Below are 16673 nucleotides of genomic sequence, written 5' to 3'. Positions count from 1 at the left end.
GCTCGAGTCAATCACCACGGCCTGCACAGGCACCGGTGTAGAGTTCAGCTGGGCTTTCGATACGTCTGGCACAGCCCATGCCCGCGACATTGTCACCGATACTGGCTGGAAGATGGTGCTGGATCGGGGGCTTGATATTTTTCAACCACCTATCAAGACAGAGGGGTTTTCACTGGGCGATCGGTTGCAAGAGCACCGCATGCTCAAGAATTTCTATGTGACCTATGTGCGGTTAGACCCTGATGTGGGGGGCACATGAGTTTTTGCATATGTCGCTCCATTCCGGTGGCGCCGGAGATGACACCCAGCTTGTCGAAATTGACTGCTTCGCTTCCTCTCGGACCCTGGGGCGCAAGATCTACCGTTAGCCCTCGCGGCAACCGTACCCGCCGCTTAGTGCTGGCGGCCTGGGACCGGATTGAAGCGCGCCGTGAATTCATGACGTCGGGGATGTAGGGTATGCATCCCCCGCGGGGAAATTGGTGACCAGTGTGCAAACCGAGGTCCCCCAATTCGTCGTTGCTAGAGAGCAATGCGAGACGGTCGACCGGCTTTGCGACAGAGGCCGGGCTTTGCGCAAACTAGTGCTGCGCCCATAGCGACATACAGAGCTGACCAAATGTAAGGCGGCAGAAACTCTAAGCCATAACGATTTTAGGAGACTCGAAAGATGAAAGCCACCGAAGCAAAACTACTCGAGTTCCTGAAGCGCTCGCCCCAGTTTGTCATTCCTATATATCAGCGAACCTATAGCTGGACCGAACGCGAGTGCCAGCAACTCTGGGACGACATAATGCGCGCCGGAGAACGGTCTGATGTCCTGGCTCATTTCGTGGGATCGATCGTCTATGTGCAGGCTGGGCTCTATCAGGTCACCAGCCAATCACCGCTTCTGGTGATCGATGGTCAACAGCGACTGACCTCGGTCATGCTAATTCTCGAGGCATTGGCGCGGGCGCTGGGCGATGAGGAGCCCGTAGACGGGTTCTCGAGCGAAAAGGTGCGCAGTTACTTCCTGCTCAACCCGCTTGAGAAGGGTGACCGGCGCTACAAGCTCTTGCTGACCCAAGGTGACCGCGCAACCTTGTTGGGCATCATGCAGCAAAAACCTCTGCCCGATGATGGGTCCATGCGTGTGATGCAGAACTTTGCCTTTTTCGAAAACCGGATCGCGGGGATGAATGGAGATCTGAAAGCGCTCTGCGAGGGGCTGGCCAAGCTGATGGTGGTGGACATTTCACTGACCCGCGACCAAGACAACCCGCAGCTTATTTTCGAGAGCATGAACTCTACAGGCCGTGAACTGAGCCAGGCGGACCTGATCCGCAATTTCGTTCTGATGGGGTTGGATCCGGATCATCAAAGCCAGATCTATGAGGACCACTGGCACCCAATGGAGGTCAGCTTTCCCCAGGACGGTTATGGCGCGCATTTCGACGCCTTCATGCGGCATTACCTGACCTTGCGAACTGGAGAGATTCCAAATCTGCGTGACGTATATACCGCGTTTAAGGACTATGCCCGTGAACCCAAGGTGGCAGAGGCAGGGGTGGATGCGCTCGTCGAGGATATTCATGCCTTTGCCCGGCACTACAGTCGGATGGCGCTGGGGAAAGAACCTGACCCGGACCTCGCCGTTGCATTCCGGGATCTGCGAGAACTTAAGGTCGAGGTTGCCTTTCCGTTCCTGCTCGAACTCTATAACGATTTTGTTGCTGATCTATTGCCAAAGGCTGATTTTCTGCGTGCCGTTCGCCTGATCGAAGCCTACGTTTTTCGACGCGCCATTTGTGCCATTCCTACAAACTCATTGAACAAGACCTTCGCAACCTTTGGTCGAGTATTGCGGAAGGACCGCTATCTGGAGAGTATCGAAGCACACTTCATGACCATGCCCTCATACCGACGTTTTCCCGATGACGAAGAGTTCCGCCGCGGCATGGCGCTTCGCGATCTCTATAACTTCCGCAGTAGGTCCTACTGGTTGCGCCGTCTTGAGAACTTTGATCGCAAGGAGCGTGTTGCCGTCGATGAGTACACGATCGAGCATATCATGCCACAGAACGAGAACCTATCGTCTGCTTGGCGCAATGCGCTCGGGCCGGATTGGAAAAGGGTGCAGGAAACCTTGCTGCACACCGTCGGGAACCTTACGCTCACAGGCTATAACGCCGAATATAGTGATCGACCATTTCCCGAAAAGCGGGACATGCATGGCGGTTTCCGAGAAAGTCCTTTGCGCCTCAACGAGGGATTGGCTGGGATTGATGTTTGGAACGAAGATGCAATCACGAAGCGGGCCGAGAGGTTAACCGGCGTCGCGGTTAAGGTCTGGGATGCGCCACGGCTGTCGCCGTCGGTCATCGAAGGCTACTTGCCGCAAGCGGACCGCGCAGCGGAATACACCCTGGCGGACCACCCGACTGTTGATGAGGGCGGATCGATGCAGCCACTGTTTCATGCGCTGCGTCGGGAAATCTTAGCGCTCGATCCCTGCATGACCGAGGAGATCGTAAAATCCTATATTGCTTTTAAGGCTGAGACGAATGTGGTCGACGTTGTGGCGCAAGCGCGTCGGCTACGATTGTCGTTGAACATGAAGTTTCAGGATCTTCGCGATCCAAAGGGGATCACTCGGGACATGAGCAGCATTGGCCACTATGGCAATGGCGATGTCGAGGTTGCCATCAAGGACTTGGACGAACTGCCCTATGTGATCGGCTTGATCCGCCAGTCGCTAGAGCAGCAGATGGTGGGTTCTGAGGAATAAGCCTGGTTCTTGTTAGACGCAGTTAAACCAGAGCATTGCGGTTTGCAGCAGGTGATCATAGTCGTCCGCCATGGCGTCGGCCATAAAGGTAGCGATCACGTCTTCGGGCAAGTCGGCTTGCCTTGCGGCCTGGCGGCAGCGGCCCATGACGGCAAAGGCATTGCCGTCATGGTCGCATAGTTTAACAATGACGTTCGGGTATTTCGGGCTCATCGTTTTGGTGTCCTTCCGGCGGTTCCAGCGACATCAGGCGTGACCGGCGTGTATAGTCCAGTCGTATGTCAACAAATTCATAGGGGTAGACGGCACGCCCGTGCCTGGTCTCGGAGCACGGCGTAATCGGCGAGCCAACCTATGATCAGTGTGCCCTCCGGCAGCCTAGCCACCTCATCCGCCGCACGCGCCTGCTGCGAGCGGCTGTATTCCACTACCGGCGGGCAGGCGCTGAGTGGCGTCTCAGAAGCCACCATCGCGCAGGCGCTCAAGAAGATCATCGCGGCCATGAGGGCGGCGGCTGGCGGCGTCCAGCATTTGGCGTTGTATTTCATGGGATTTCTCCGATGTTGCGAGGCGTTCAGCCAGCCGCCCCGTGCGTTCTCCGGCGCGGCGCAGGTTGAGTAAGAACAGCGCGAGGGTTGCGATGGCCAAAAACAAACCCAGCGCTTTGCGCGCAGGGCCGCTGGCAAGGGTTGCCATGATCCAAGCCATCAGCGCTGACCCCGCTTCCAGTCATCGATCCTGGCATGGATTGCCACGGCAATTCCGATCAGCGCCACCGCGATGAACACCCAGCGCAGGGTATCGAGATAGGGCACCAGGGGCAGGATAGCGGTTTGGGTTTCTGCCAAGACGTCTTGCGCCACCTCGACCCCGGCCGCGCCGACGGTTGCGATGCCAGCCGCGCCGCCGCCCTTCAAAGTGCGGCTGTCGGCCAACACTTCGCGGGCAGGGGCCACCTCTGGCATGAAAGGTGTGGCGCGTGGAGCGAAGGGTTCGCCCCAAGACCGCGCCGGCCCGAGGTCAATGTGCATAAAGCCCGAGCGGGGATAGGTGCCGAAGCCAAGGAAACCCACGGCGCGGGCGGCCTCGGCAAACGTGGCCGGATCGTGGTTGGACATGGAAATATCAAACGCGGTGCCAAGCATGTGCTTGGAGGCCGGGGCCCCGCCGACAGCGCGGTTGTGGCTGGGGCTGCGATAGCCGGAACGAACGATCAGCGGCTTGCCGAGCCGGTTACGCAGGGACTGCAGCTTGTCCATGGCCTCGGTGTTGATCTTGATTGCGCCGGTCCCGCGGCAGGCAATCTCCGCGGGGGAGAAGCTGGGCCAGCGCCAGGCGCTTTCCGGCACGTCGCGGAAATGGGTATAGGTCGTGGTCGGCATGATTGGTCTCCAGAAATGCAAAACCCGCCTCGGGGGCGGGGGGGGCGGGTGACAGGTTCAGTGGTGGTTGGGTGATCGTCAGTCGGTTCGGCCGCGCTGGAAGGCTTCGAACATCAGATCGCGCATGGCGCGGATATCGGTTTCAATGCGCTCCAGCCGGTCGGCATCGCCCTTGCGATCCTCGGCGCGCTGCCGATCCACGCGGCTGCGCTCAGCCAACAACTCGCGGTCCAGCCGTGCCAGCATGGCATCGTTGGTAAATGCCTTGCGTGTGACGGACGCCAGCAGGGCAATAGTGCCACCGATCAGCGCGGTGATCGCAGCGGTGAGGCCGTTGTCGCGGAAGGCTTGCGCGATGGTTTCAAAAAGGTTGGGTTCGTCACTCATGGTGCTGTCCTTCGCTGTCGCGGTCCTGCGGTTCAATAATCGGTTTCGACGTAAACGCCGGAGCAGTCGTAGGCGACCGCGGCCGCTGTAGCGCCGGTGTTCATGTAATTGCGGGGGCTCAGGAGCTGGGTGGCGGCAGGCATGTCCGTGGTGACGGTGAACTCGACAGCGGCGCCGCTGACTTCCTCAACCACGCGCACGCCGATGTCGGATCCGTTCGGGGCGGCCGCGATGGTGAGCGTCAGCACGTTCGTCAGGCTGTTGACCGGGAAACTGGCCCCGAGATCGGTCAGACTTGGCGCGCCGGAGCCGTCGTTGTGCACCAGCTGCCAGTTGGCATGGGTGCCGCGCTGGAAGCCGATGCCGACGCAATTCACCACGGCCGCCAGCGTCAGCGTGGTGGCCAGTGCCGCGACAGACCCGTAAAGTCCGAAGAACCCCATGCCTGTGGCCTGCAGTGTGGTCAGCGACAGGCGGTTTACGTAGTTCCAGCCACCCAGCCCCTCCGCATTGCCGCGCCAGCAGACCCAGCCTGCAGAGCGTTCTTCGGCCACCGCATCTGCTGTTGCGGCACTGGTCACCCGCCAGCGCCGCATGCTGGTGGAGAGGTTGGTGGTGGCAAGGGTCGGCGTGGCCACAGTGCCCACGGCGGTGCGCGGCATACCGTTTGTGTTAACCGTAGTGCTGGTCGACGGTGCCCATGTCGCAATCCGGTTGACGCCAAAATGCGGCTGCAGCGGAAAGAACCGCCCCGAGGGGCGCTGCACATCCAGCCACCCAGCCCCGGCGCGGTCACGGGCATAAACGGCAAGTTTTCCGGCTGGCGGTGGCGATGGCGCTGCGGGCAGGCTGGGCATCAATAGCGGTTCGGGCAGCTCGACCCGCCCAGAGCTGCGGTCGATCTTGATGGCCTCATGAAACGTTCCGCCATCTGGGCTGACCTTGAAGCTGAAATCATCCGAGCCGAGCAAGCCAATCAGCGCTCGCGCCGAAAACCCGGTCTTGAACGCAAAGGCGGCGTCATTGCCGGGGGCGTTCTTGTTAAATGTCGCCTCGATCCCGGCGCCTGCGTTGTTGAACAGCATGGCAGGCGCGTTGATCGAGAAGCGGTTGTAGCTGTCGGCGGTTGCCCCGCCGAGACCCAAGATCTGTGCGGTCAGATTGGCCTGAGGCATGCCCACCTGCGTGACCGCATTGGCAAAGGTGACCGTGGGCGTGTTCAGCACCGTGGTGCCACCAGCCCCCGCCGTGGCCGAGCCGATATTGACCACCGTGGTCGATCCCGAAGCACCGCCAGTGCCAAGGTTCAGGGTTTTGGAAAGGCTGGACGTGGTTGCGCCTGTGCCCATTCCATATGTGGCGGTCGTTGTTGCTGTGCCGATGGTGGCGGTGGCCCCGGACGTAGTCACCGTTCCCGAGGCGGTCAGCGTGCCCGAGAAGGTCTTGTTGCCGGAAAACGTCTGGGTGCCTGCAAGGATCGCAAGTTCCGACGAGGTGTTTGGCAGGGTGAAGCTGCGCGTGGTGCCGGTGCTGATGCCCGACAGCGAGAACAGCGCTCTCTTGGTCGGATCGACGGCATTCACCAGACTGAAGATGGCATCCGAGACATCCTGCGGCACGCCGACCGGATCCCAGGCGCTGCCATTCCAGACGACAAAGGCTGCTTCATCCGCGATCCAGGCGAGCCAGCCCGGGCGCGGCACCAGCCGCATCCAGACGCCGTCGACCCAGAAAGCCACGTTCAGATCCCAGCCTGCCCAGAGGCCGGTGGCTCCAGACGCCACGATGTGCCGGTCGCCGTCGGCCGGGCTGGCGGGTGGGGACGTCAGATCCCGATCCAGCACCGACAGCTGCACCATGGCATCGAGCAGCCGCAGCGCTTCATTGTGGGTGACGTGCTTTTGCGCCTGCGATGCCAGGATATATGGCAGCAAGAGATGGGTGGTAATGTCGGACATGATTGCCTTCAAAAGATGAGGGTGACAGATTTTGCTGAGCCCCGACCGATCAGTGCGGAGAGCTGGTAGATGCGGATGACGAGGGATTGGCCGGGGCCGAGGGGTGCGCCCCAATCGGCGATCTGCTCGGCGGCGGTGTAGAGGGCCGAGGTCGTGGCAGTCGTCAAGGATCGCTTGACAACTGACCCGTCCAGAATGTCGAGCACGTAAGCTTCATTGTCCTCGGCCAAGGGTACATCGCCTGCGCTCCAGCTGTCGGCAGCAAGGGACCGTGACCGGCGCGTCCAGCGGATGGTGAGATCGCCGGGACTGCGCGCGCTGCGCCATGGCTGTTCGACATGGCCGACCGAGAAGGGCCGCAGTCCAGCGCCTTCAGGCGTGAATGTCGTGGCGACAAAGGTCTCGTCGCTGACCGGGTGCTGCGCCGGTCCGATGCGCCAGTTCCATGGTATGCCAAGGTCAGCCTCAGCGATCGGCAGTGATGCCAGTTCCGCATCCAGCACCACGACGCGCGCGCCGGTTGGCACCATGCTGACGACCGCGTTCTCTGTACCGCGCTGGCCACGCAACAATCGGGTCAAACGATAGCGCCCCTGCGCAATCAGTTCCGCCGCGCCCGCCTGGACGATCTCCCATTGCCCAGCGCCGGTTTCCACCGCCAGCGCATTCGCCCCGCCGAGCAAGGCGATATCGGTGACGCTTTCCAGCGTACCGGAATAGAGATCGACCACCAGCGTATTGCCAAGATCGAAGCGCGAAACCGGGCCCGCATAAAAGTCTGCTGCGAGCACGCCGATCCGAGCGCGGCTGTCGAAGGTAGTCAGCATGTCAAAGCCATCTGTCGACGCGCTGCGATAGACCGCAATCTCGCCCGGCCATGGTTTGGCATGGGCGGCGATCAATGGTCGGTGCGCAGGCTGGTCCTCGCGCAGTTGCGGCAGATCCATCAGGATCACATCGGGAGTGCCGAACACCGTTGGCGTCGAGAGCGTGGCCGGGCGCGGATCGCCGGGCGGCAGATCGTAAACCGAACGGTCCTGGCGCACGGCATCGATGCTGCGCAGGTCCGAGTCCGCGATGGACACCAGCCGCATTTCTGTCAGGCGGCCATCATGATCAAGCAGGATCACGTCGCAGGGATCCAGCGCCAGTCGTGACGGCGGCAGGCGAAACACGGCGCTCTCCCTCCCGACCCACGCTTCCATCAGCGCACGGCGGCAGCGGCGTTCGGCTTCCTCTGGCGGCACCGCCATCGGGAAGCTTTCCGAGGCGATGCGCGTGGTATCAACGGTGATGCGCCGGGCCTCGACCTGTGCTGCGTCATAATCCTCGTCGGCGCGCGCGACCTGCCATTTCAGCGCCTGGGGCAGCTCGGTTTCCTGCGCGCGCGTCAGTTCCATCACATCGCCTTGCGCCGAGGCCGGGGCGACCATGCTGTCGGGGGTGATCGTGGCGCTGGCAATGCGGCCCCGCATCCGGAAGCGGATGCGGCCTTCGCTCTCGACAGCATCGAAGCCGAAATGCCGGGCTAGAGTGGAAATTGATGCGCGTGGCGCTTCCAAGGCCGAAATCACATAGCCCTCAACTGCACCCCAGAGGCCAGACACGTCGATCCATTCTTCCGACATGCCAGCGCGCAGACAGAGGTGCCGCACCAGCGCCGCCAGCGATACCGCACCCAGCCGTCCGGTCAGCCAATGCCCGCGTCGCCAGTTCGGTCCATCAGTCCAGACATTGGTCAGTTCGGGAAAGAACGGATAGGGCCGCGCATCCCACGTCCAGGCTGCGCATTCCGGCACGGTGACCATGCGCGCACCGGTTACGCCCGACACCGGATTGTTAGCCGGTGCTGACCAAAATAGGTACGTCGCCTCAAGATAGGCGCGCTGGATCGCATCGTCGCGCCAGCCGCGTGAGAAATAGGGCGTGAAGCTCTCGGACGACTTGGGATCGAAGAACACGTTGGGCTGATTGGTGCCACGGTCGATGGCTGGGCAGCCCAATTCGGTGAACCAGATCGGTTTTGACTGCGGCACCCACGATGTTTGCGTCCCGCTTTCCACCCCGCCCGGGCGGTTAAAGTGCGGGTTTTGCCACCAGGCGCGCAGATCCTTGAAGCGAAACACCCACGGTTTGGCGGCAGCTCCATCGGTGATGGGCGTTCGGACCTGCGCAGTGCGATCCAATGCGCTAGCATAGAACCAGTCGAACCCCTCGCCACCGGTGATGTTGGATTGCTGGTAAGCCCGGTCATAGATGGCGGGCGCAAGGGCCGAATCGGCATGATCAAAGCCGTCGCGCCAGTCGGACAGCGGCATGTAGTTGTCGATGCCGATGAAATCGATGTTGGCATCTGCCCAGAGTGGATCGAGATGGAAATACACGTCGCCGCTGCCATCGCTGGGATGATGGCCGAAATACTCCGACCAATCGGCGGCATAGCCGATCTTGGGCCCAGCGCCGAGGATCGAGCGCACGGCCGCCGCGAGGCTTTTGAGCGCGGTGACGGCGGGATAGCTGCTGGCACCGGAGCGGATGGTGGTCAGACCGGGCATCTCCGAACCGATCAGGAAAGCGTCCACGCCGCCTGCAGCTTTGCACAGATGCGCATAATGCAGGACCATCCGGCGCAGCGACCATTCGCCGACCGGCCCGATCCAACTGACAGTTTCGTCGGAAACGTTGAAATTGGCTGGGGTTGCTGTGCCGAACAGCGCTGATAACTGTGTGGCAGCTGCGGCAGTCTTGTCGACCGATCCAGCATAACCCGCCGCCGGGGAACATGTGATGCGACCACGCCAAGGGAATGTCGGCTGGCTTACCGTGGCGGAATTGTTGCTGTAGGGATTAGGCTTGGTGTTGCCCGGCGGCACGTCCATGAGGATGAACGGATAAAATGTCACCCGCAGCCCACGCGCCTTCATTTCCCTGATTGCCTGCACCACGGCGAAATCGGCAGGTGTGCCACCATAAACGGGGCGATTATCGGCATCTCTGCTGACCAGAACGGCACTGGCGCGCGAAACGCCGTTTACCGACCAGGTTGAGGGTGTTGTGGCTTTGGCTGCAAGCTCGACGCCAGGCCGCATCTTGCAATTGCCTGCGCGCAAATCATCGCCGAACCACGCCACGACCAACGATACGCTTTCCACCGCGGGTGCCATGGATTGCAGCCGATCAAGCGCCACCACGATATCGGCGGTGTCGGAAATGGCATTCAGGTTCTCGGCGACGGTGGTGCCGCCCGATGTCAGACCAAAGAGGGTTGGGGTGCCGCCACTGGTTTTCTTGACCGGGACGGTCGCATAGCTGAACTCGCCCGAGGCCGGGATCATGGTCACCGCCTTGACCAGCCCTTCCGCAGTGTCGGGATCGGCCAGCGGGCGGAATACCTCGAAACTGATCTGCGGCAGACGGTTGCCGAATGCGCTGAGGGCCAGATCTTCAACCACCACATAGGCCGTGCCGCGATAGGCGGGCGTATTGGCCGCCCCCATCCTGGCCGAAATGAACGGATCCGGGTTTTGGGCCTCGTCGCCCGGATACCAGCGCCAGGTAACACCACTCATGTCCATCGCCTTGCCATCCGCCCAGACCCGGCCAATGCCGGTGATCTCGCCTTCGCAGAGCGCGACCGCGAAACTGGCATAGTAGAGATATTCGGTGGTCACGACCTTGCCGCGCCGACCGCCCTTGCCGCCGCCCTGGCTGGTGGTTTTTGCCTGCTCGCGGAAATCCGTGGCCCAGATGATGTTGCCACCGAGCCGCATGCGGCCAAAGACACGCGGAATTACGGCCCCTTCGGTCGAGGAGGTCATGCGCATGCTGTCGAGCCGCGCGCCCTCGATGCGCTGCGTCGGTGCGAGGGATGACACGAGCCAGCTGTCGACCACGGACCCCACGCTCGAGCCGATGAAGCCACCGATGGCAGCGCCGGAAAAGCCGAGGATTGTGCCGCCGAAGCCAGCGCCAATTGCGGAGCCGACGGCCCCGAGAACTAAGGTTGCCATGTTTGTGGGGTCTCAGCGTTGAGGAAACAGGAAGGCGAAGGCGATGCGCCGCCGCCACGCCGGGGTCAGCATCTCCTCGACGACGCCCAGCCGCTCGTAGGAATGGATGAATTGGTTGGGCCCGGTCAGGATTCCGACATGCTTGGCGATGGCGCGGGGGGCCATGCGAAACAGGATCAGCGCGCCGGGCCCAGCCATGGCCGGAGCGATTTCCGGCATCATCGCCCGCGCGCCATCCGCCAGAACTTCACGCGGACCGGTCTCGCCCCAATCCCGGCTGTAGGGCGGGATCGGGAACGGCTCATCCCCGACTACCTCGCGCCAGACGCCGCGCGCGAGGCCGAGGCAATCGCAGCCGACGCCGCGCAGGCTGGCCTGATCGTGGTAGGGCGTGCCGAGCCATGATCTGGCGGCTGAAATGACAGAGTCAGGTTCGACGGCCATTATAAGACGCTCCCGTCATGACCGCCGCCCTTGCTTGCATAGCGCAACACCGCGTCTTGGCCGGGGATGTTAGGAAAGCCCCGGAAGTTGACGACATTGGCGAACCTGGCCGCGCAGGTTTCGATGCGCTTGTCGCAGCCTGCGCGGGCGATGAAACTATCGCCCTCGAAAATGGCGCGCACCGGTGCTTCCAGCAGAGTGTATGTCGCGATGCCGCTGTCCAATGCGTGCGCCAGAACTTCAGTGATGCGCCCCGCATTCGCACCGCTGGTCCACGTGATTGTGCCGGATGTGAACCATCCTGCGTCAAACCCGGACAGCCCCGAGGCCATGAACGCGCGATCCCGCAGCAGGTCAGTGACCACGCCAGCACCCTTGTAGATCGCGCTTTTCAGATCGATGCCACAGCGCGCATCGCCCAACCTCGCGTCGCACCCCGTCTGAAACGTCCGCCCGACGGTCTGGCCCAACACATGCGCCAGCGATCGCACCTCGGCGACAAAGGCCATGCGCCCACGGCGGATTTGGCCCACCGCTCCCCTTCGGAGCAACACCCGCTGGCTGGCATCGGCCCAGTTCACCCGCCACAGCTCCACCGCCGCATTGTCCCAGCGCCCGTCGAGGATGTCAGTCTCGGTGATCCGGTCGGAGGTCAGCACACCACTTGCGTCCTGCGCATCGACGGCCAGATCGGAGCCAGCGCGGATTTCCGAAGCGGCGAACCCGCTCTCCGGTTCAAACGCGGTGCCGTCGAAACTGAGCGTGCGATCATGATCGGTGAAGCCGAGCGCAACACCATCAGACCGCGAAATCCGCCAGCACCAGGACAGGGTGGTGGTGCCGTCATCGAGATGCGCCTGCAGTGCAGGGGAGAGGGATTTCATGCAATTTCCTTGATATGACAGATTAAGCAAGCCATCCTGAAAACCCGAGCGCGTTGCCCGAGACAGGTGTGATGATGGCAGATGACGTCCCAGATGAAGCCGGAACCGACAGTGGGGCTGAAGAACCGTGCCAGCTTGACGGTAATCCCCTCGTTCTTGATGTTGTAACTCTTGAAGCGTTCCAGGCTGCGTTGAGACAATATAAGCCACCCAATGAACGGCTTTTGACTTTGGTTCGTACTCCTGCCCCTGAGACCGACTAACGATTGCCTCATTTGCGGATCTCCAGAAGCGGAATGGATGTGATCGACCCCAACCGTTCGATATCGAGGGTTACGTCGAGCACGTCGGTGTCGAACCGCACAGGCACATCAAATTCAAATCCGGCGCGGACTATGACGCCATTGCCGGGGGCGGTGGTGAAGGTGATGACGCCGGTCGTGGCATCCATCGTCCAGCCCGACATCTGTTCCACCATGCCCAGCGCGACGCGGACAGTGCCTGCTACGGGTTTGGCGATGGTCCGCGCCCACGTCTGCGCGCCGGAGCTGTAGCGTTTCGACAGCTGGAAAATCTTCATGCTGCCGGTCCCGGTGCCGATCTGCTGGTCAATCGCGGTGATCGCCTGCGACGGCAGGCAGGATTTGTAATCGGCCCAATCCTTGGTGCGAAACCCGTGCAGGCGTCCATTGCGGGCCTCGAAGAACGCCACGACGGCTGCCAGATCGTCAGCCCGGCGGATGCCATACGCCACATCATATCGACGGCGGCTGTTGGCCCAGCTGGCATTGCGTTCCTCGTCGCCAGAGGCCAGTTCGATCACCTGCGTGCGCCGCTCGGGACCGCCGCGTGCGCCGCGGCTGATATTGTCGGGAAACCGAACCTCGTGAAACGCCATCACATGCCCCGCCGGCCCAGCGACACGGCGCGGGCAATATCTGCCGCGACCTGCGTGCGCGATTGTCGGAAGCTTTCGGCGTCGCGCGCCATGATGGTGACATTGACGGCAGGCGCAGAGGGCTGGCCTTGGCCATGGCCAGCCGCGTCCCGCCGCGACAACACCCGTTCGCCACGTTGCAGGATTGCCGGAACCTCGTCCGGTTTCAGCCCGGCCCAGCCGCCAGAATGCATTCGTGGTGCACCCGCGAAGGCCAGCGCTGGGACCATTCGTCCGGGCGCTGGTGATCCGACCACCCCGCCAGCGTGCAAGATATTGGCAAAGAGGCCGCCCGCGCCGCCCAGCGCACCTGACAGAGCGTTTGCGATGGGGCCAAGAATGAAACGCCGCGCCGCCAGTTTTGCCAGATCGGCAATGATCGAGGTGACGAGATCGCGGAAATCCAGCTTGCCGGTTTTGACGAACTCACCCATCGCGTTTTCTGCCGAGGTAAAGGCAGAGACCAGCGCGTTGCCGATATCACCGCCAATGTCGCGGGCCTTGGCAGCATAATCTGCGAGGGTCGCGACCGCTGCCTCCCATCCGGTCTTGGCCACTTCGGCGCCTGCTGCTGCGGCAGCACCCGCGCCACCGGCGGCCCGCCCAGCTTCGGTGACTGATTCATCCAGCCGGTCGGCGGCGTCTGTCGCCCCATCCAGCGCGGCCTCGCTCTCGGTGCCAGCGCCAGCGACGGCATCCTTCAGCGCCTGCCAGCTTTGCATCGGGCGGGCGGCCGCATCTGCCAGCATGCCGGAGGCTTCGCGATAGGCCTCGGCCCTAAATGTCGCGTCCTCTGCCATCCCACTAAGACCGAGGTCGGGCGTGGTGACATATGTCTGCGCCATCGCGGCCGAGAATGCTTCGGCGGCCGCAGTTCCGGCCGCAGCCGCCGATCCGGCAAAGGGATTGTCGATCCGGCCCAGCGCCAATGGATCCAGCGTGCCAATCCGCACGCCGCCTTCGCCCACGGCCCATTCCGGCAAGAGGGCGAGCGCGCCGTTCAGGGCATTGATGAAACTATTGATCCGGGTGACGACACCGTTCAGCATCGCCTCGACGCCGCCGATCAACCCGTTGGCGGCCTGGAATGCGAAATCGCCAATGGCACCGGGCAACTGGCCCCAGATGGCCTTCACCGCATCATAGGCACCTTGGAAAATCCCAGCCGCCGCATTGCCAAAGCTGGTCACCGCCTCGACCGAGGACTGCATTGCGCCATAGACGGTGGCCTGCAGCCCCGCCCAGCTGGCTTCAATCTTGGACCAGGCAGACGCGGCCCCGAGTCCGATGCGATCCCAGACCTCCAGCGCCAGATCCTTCAACAACCCAATCGCCGCGCCGAAGCCACCCGCGCCCGCGACCAACCGCGTGAATTGAAATACCAACTCGCCCGCGCCGACAATCAGGGCACCGATGCCAGTGCGGATCAAGGCGCCGCGCAGGAAAACGAGGCCGGTGGCAAGGCCGCGAACGGATAGCGCCGCGGCTGCCAGCCCTGCCACCCAGCGCCCCGCCATCAGCGCAGCGAAGGTTGCGGCATAGGTCGTCAGCCGCCCGATGTTGTCGAAAAGTGATGTTATTGCCATGCCGATAGGCCCCGTAGCGCGCGCCATATCTGCTAGTTTGGTGGCGATGGTCTCGAGGGCCGGGGCGACAGCGACCGTCAGGCGGTTGACAAGGCCGGTCCAGATCAGGCTCAGCCGGGCGATGGCGTCACCCGTGCGCTCGATCTGGGCGGCGTCGCTGGCGCTGACCGCCACGCCAAAATCGCGCACATCCTGCGCCGCTTCCCGCAGCGTCGCGGAATCAATGCGCAGGAAAGCCAGCGCCGCCTTGTCGCCGAAGAGATCAGAGGCGACAGCAGCACGTTCGGCCTCGGGCACAAACTGGTTCAACGCTTCTTGAATGGCCACGATGCGCTGGTCGAGCGGCAAAGCCTGTAATTGCGCCGCCGTGAGGTTCAAGCGCTGTAGCGCACCAACAGCGGATCCTGATCCGGTCGCTGCTTCCGACAGCCGGGTGGTCAGCTTCTTGGTGGCCTGCTCGATCTCTCCCATCGACACGCCTGCCAGCTCCCCGGCCCATGTCAGGGTCTGCACGCTCTCGACAGTGGTTCGCATCGATTGCGCGAGCTTGGCCTGCGCATCGACATTCGCGAGACCCGAACGGACCATCGCCACGCCAGCTGCCGCCGCCGCAACAGTCACAGCCGCCAATGCAATCCCGGCTTTGCGGGCGAAGCTGGCAAGCCGGGTGTTGGCCAGTTCCATCTCGGAGGACAGACGGCCAAAACCGCGCGACCCCGCCTCGCCGATACCTTCCAACTCGGCGCGCACCTGGCGGCCGCCTTCGGCGACAAGGCGGACGGAGACGCGTTTTTCTGCCATGGAACAGGATCCTTGAAATTCGAAGTGGAACGTCTTACGTTTTGTTTATCGATCTAGCGGGGTATGATCATGTCGAGACAGCAACCTGTCCACAAGTTTCAAATCTCCATTCCCAAGGCGATCCGCTCAGCCCAAGCTTGGGAGGCAGGACTGACTTTTGCCTTCATCCCCAAGGGAACAGGTGTTTTGCTTGTGCCCGTCCCGAAGCGGGACGCGCTGAAGGGTCTCGCGCCGGCGCAACGCGGCAGACTATCGTGATCGAGAGGACCGCTGCTGATGATCCTCGTCGACACATCGGCTTGGATTGAGTGGCTGATAGGATCCCCAACCGGGGACAAACTGACACAGCACCTGCCGGAGCAATCTGACTGGCTTGTGCCGACATGGTGCAGTTGGAACTGGCAAAATGGCTCACGCGTGAGGTCGGCGAGACAAGGCCGACAGGTGATCGCCTTCACGCAGGTTGTCAGATCGTCCCGCTCGACACCGAATCGCACTTGCCCGCAGACGCCTGCCGCGCCACAAGCTGGCGACGGCAGATGCCATCATCTTTGCGACCGCACGCCTGCGCGGTGCTACTTTTGACATGCGACGCGCATTTCGACGGCCTTCCCGGTGTGACTGATCGCGAAAACCGGCGCCTGATCGGATCTCACTCTGATGGAGCATCTGTTCGTTCAGTTTGCGCACCATCACGGCCTCGATCTCGGGCAAGAGTTCGGCGGCAATCAGGGGATTGATGCCGAGTGCCTGTGCGAGGGCCAAGGCCGCGCCCATGTCCCATCCCAAAACTGCGCCGGGGATGACCCGCAATTGCCCACCAAGACGGCCGACCAGATCCCAGACCTGCCAGCCGTCCTGCGTTTGCGGTCGGTTCAACCTTGTGGGGCAGTCCGGGCAGTTGCCCTCGCGGCCCTCGAAGGGCTGGCAGGCCGCGCAGTATCGGTCGCCCCCGCCGAAGGACCAGTCGGCGAGGGCGCGGAGACGTTTTTTTCTGCGTCCAGGATCAACCCGCGCGCGACATATTGGGTCTGGAAGGCTTCAAATACTGGCCAGATTTCCAGCAATGCGTCGATGCCCTCAGGGCTGACGGGCACGATATTGCCAGCATCATCGCCCACACCCTCCCAATCCAGCACCGCGCGACGGGCGACGGCTTTGGCCATGGCAAGGGCCAGTTCCTCTTGGTTGGCGCCTTCAGGCAAGGCTTCATGGCCGGATCGGCCGGGCCGAAACCATCAGTGCTGTGGTCAGCGGGGCCACCAGAAGACGCAGGCCGGGGGCGAGGTCCAGCCATTCAGGCGTGGCGGTCAGGTTCAGACGGATCATCAATAGGTCTCCACATCGTTGGCCAGGATTGCTGTGCACATCCGTGCGGTACTGGTCGGCCTTGGCGGCCTGCCAGTCAAACGTTGCCTGCACGCCCTGCGGCCCGGAAATTTCGATCCGGGGGCGCGGCAGGTAGACGGCGTGGATGGTGAAGGTGAAACTTTCCCCGGATGGCAGGACATAGG

13 protein-coding genes and 2 pseudogenes are annotated in these 16673 nt (G+C 62.4%); 2 read left to right on the top strand and 13 right to left on the bottom strand.

Annotation, left to right across the window (positions count from 1 at the left end; genetic code table 11):
• Both AKU94_RS16650 and AKU94_RS16645 read left to right on the top strand, forming a co-directional pair.
• The coding region (locus AKU94_RS16650; RefSeq protein WP_332307237.1) for an MIT C-terminal domain-containing protein at positions 1 to 259 on the top strand (259 nt) is incomplete at its 5' end.
• A gap of 411 nt (positions 260 to 670) precedes the next feature.
• Positions 671 to 2770 (top strand): DUF262 and DUF1524 domain-containing protein, encoded by a 2100-nt coding sequence (locus tag AKU94_RS16645; protein ID WP_050528390.1) that lies wholly within the window; start codon positions 671 to 673, stop codon positions 2768 to 2770.
• A 12-nt stretch (positions 2771 to 2782) separates the two neighbouring features.
• On the opposite strand, the gene AKU94_RS16640 is transcribed toward AKU94_RS16645, so the two are convergent.
• From AKU94_RS16640 to AKU94_RS20060, 13 genes and pseudogenes are all read right to left on the bottom strand, one after another.
• Positions 2783 to 2983 (bottom strand): hypothetical protein, encoded by a 201-nt coding sequence (locus AKU94_RS16640; protein ID WP_050528389.1) that lies wholly within the window; start codon positions 2981 to 2983, stop codon positions 2783 to 2785.
• Between the two features lie 243 nt (positions 2984 to 3226).
• Positions 3227 to 3466 carry a hypothetical protein gene (locus AKU94_RS16635; protein ID WP_232295793.1) on the bottom strand — a complete coding sequence of 80 codons (240 nt, stop codon included), beginning with the start codon at positions 3464 to 3466 and terminating at the stop codon, positions 3227 to 3229.
• Positions 3467 to 3477: 11 nt separating this feature from the next.
• Positions 3478 to 4152, bottom strand: coding sequence for a YcbK family protein (locus tag AKU94_RS16630; RefSeq protein WP_050528387.1), 675 nt, complete (start codon positions 4150 to 4152; stop codon positions 3478 to 3480).
• 78 nt (positions 4153 to 4230) lie between these two features.
• Positions 4231 to 4539, bottom strand: coding sequence for a hypothetical protein (locus AKU94_RS16625; protein WP_050528386.1), 309 nt, complete (start codon positions 4537 to 4539; stop codon positions 4231 to 4233).
• Positions 4540 to 4571: 32 nt separating this feature from the next.
• Complete coding sequence (locus AKU94_RS16620; RefSeq protein WP_050528391.1) at positions 4572 to 6497, bottom strand: DUF2793 domain-containing protein; 1926 nt, start codon at positions 6495 to 6497, stop codon at positions 4572 to 4574.
• 8 nt (positions 6498 to 6505) lie between these two features.
• Positions 6506 to 10507, bottom strand: coding sequence for a baseplate multidomain protein megatron (locus tag AKU94_RS16615; RefSeq protein WP_050528385.1), 4002 nt, complete (start codon positions 10505 to 10507; stop codon positions 6506 to 6508).
• Positions 10508 to 10519: 12 nt separating this feature from the next.
• Positions 10520 to 10951, bottom strand: a complete 432-nt coding sequence (locus AKU94_RS16610) for an NlpC/P60 family protein (protein ID WP_050528384.1) — start codon at positions 10949 to 10951, stop codon at positions 10520 to 10522.
• A complete protein-coding gene (locus AKU94_RS16605) occupies positions 10951 to 11835 on the bottom strand; it encodes a DUF2163 domain-containing protein (RefSeq protein WP_050528383.1) in 885 nt (294 codons plus the stop codon). Before AKU94_RS16605 ends, AKU94_RS16610 begins: the two co-directional genes overlap by 1 nt.
• A 271-nt stretch (positions 11836 to 12106) precedes the next feature.
• Positions 12107 to 12733, bottom strand: coding sequence for a DUF2460 domain-containing protein (locus tag AKU94_RS16595; RefSeq protein WP_050528381.1), 627 nt, complete (start codon positions 12731 to 12733; stop codon positions 12107 to 12109).
• The gene (locus AKU94_RS16590) at positions 12733 to 15159 is read right to left on the bottom strand and encodes a phage tail tape measure C-terminal domain-containing protein (RefSeq protein WP_050528380.1); all 2427 of its coding nucleotides are present in this window, start codon (positions 15157 to 15159) and stop codon (positions 12733 to 12735) included. The genes AKU94_RS16595 and AKU94_RS16590 overlap by 1 nt, the downstream gene beginning before the upstream one ends.
• A 411-nt stretch (positions 15160 to 15570) precedes the next feature.
• Positions 15571 to 16038 carry a DUF7697 family protein gene (locus AKU94_RS19810; protein WP_050528379.1) on the bottom strand — a complete coding sequence of 156 codons (468 nt, stop codon included), beginning with the start codon at positions 16036 to 16038 and terminating at the stop codon, positions 15571 to 15573.
• Positions 16035 to 16488: pseudogene (locus AKU94_RS16575) on the bottom strand (hypothetical protein). Before AKU94_RS16575 ends, AKU94_RS19810 begins: the two are co-directional and overlap by 4 nt.
• A pseudogene (locus AKU94_RS20060) lies at positions 16488 to 16673 on the bottom strand (phage tail tube protein); the annotation flags it as partial. The pseudogenes AKU94_RS20060 and AKU94_RS16575, both read right to left, overlap by 1 nt.

It is taken from the genome of Pseudorhodobacter aquimaris (assembly GCF_001202025.1).
In the GTDB taxonomy this organism is placed as follows: Bacteria; Pseudomonadota; Alphaproteobacteria; order Rhodobacterales; family Rhodobacteraceae; genus Pseudorhodobacter; species Pseudorhodobacter aquimaris.
This window is presented reverse-complemented; position numbering and strand designations above follow the sequence as displayed.

What these genes read in the sequence shown, in the direction of transcription:
- AKU94_RS16645 (WP_050528390.1), top strand. Translation starts at nt 671, where the DNA reads ATGAAAGCCACCGAAGCAAAACTACTCGAGTTCCTGAAGCGCTCGCCC.
- AKU94_RS16640 (WP_050528389.1), bottom strand. Translation starts at nt 2,983, where the DNA reads ATGAGCCCGAAATACCCGAACGTCATTGTTAAACTATGCGACCATGAC.
- AKU94_RS16635 (WP_232295793.1), bottom strand. Translation starts at nt 3,466, where the DNA reads ATGGCAACCCTTGCCAGCGGCCCTGCGCGCAAAGCGCTGGGTTTGTTT.
- AKU94_RS16630 (WP_050528387.1), bottom strand. Translation starts at nt 4,152, where the DNA reads ATGCCGACCACGACCTATACCCATTTCCGCGACGTGCCGGAAAGCGCC.
- AKU94_RS16625 (WP_050528386.1), bottom strand. Translation starts at nt 4,539, where the DNA reads ATGAGTGACGAACCCAACCTTTTTGAAACCATCGCGCAAGCCTTCCGC.
- AKU94_RS16620 (WP_050528391.1), bottom strand. Translation starts at nt 6,497, where the DNA reads ATGTCCGACATTACCACCCATCTCTTGCTGCCATATATCCTGGCATCG.
- AKU94_RS16615 (WP_050528385.1), bottom strand. Translation starts at nt 10,507, where the DNA reads ATGGCAACCTTAGTTCTCGGGGCCGTCGGCTCCGCAATTGGCGCTGGC.
- AKU94_RS16610 (WP_050528384.1), bottom strand. Translation starts at nt 10,951, where the DNA reads ATGGCCGTCGAACCTGACTCTGTCATTTCAGCCGCCAGATCATGGCTC.
- AKU94_RS16605 (WP_050528383.1), bottom strand. Translation starts at nt 11,835, where the DNA reads ATGAAATCCCTCTCCCCTGCACTGCAGGCGCATCTCGATGACGGCACC.
- AKU94_RS16595 (WP_050528381.1), bottom strand. Translation starts at nt 12,733, where the DNA reads ATGGCGTTTCACGAGGTTCGGTTTCCCGACAATATCAGCCGCGGCGCA.
- AKU94_RS16590 (WP_050528380.1), bottom strand. Translation starts at nt 15,159, where the DNA reads ATGGCAGAAAAACGCGTCTCCGTCCGCCTTGTCGCCGAAGGCGGCCGC.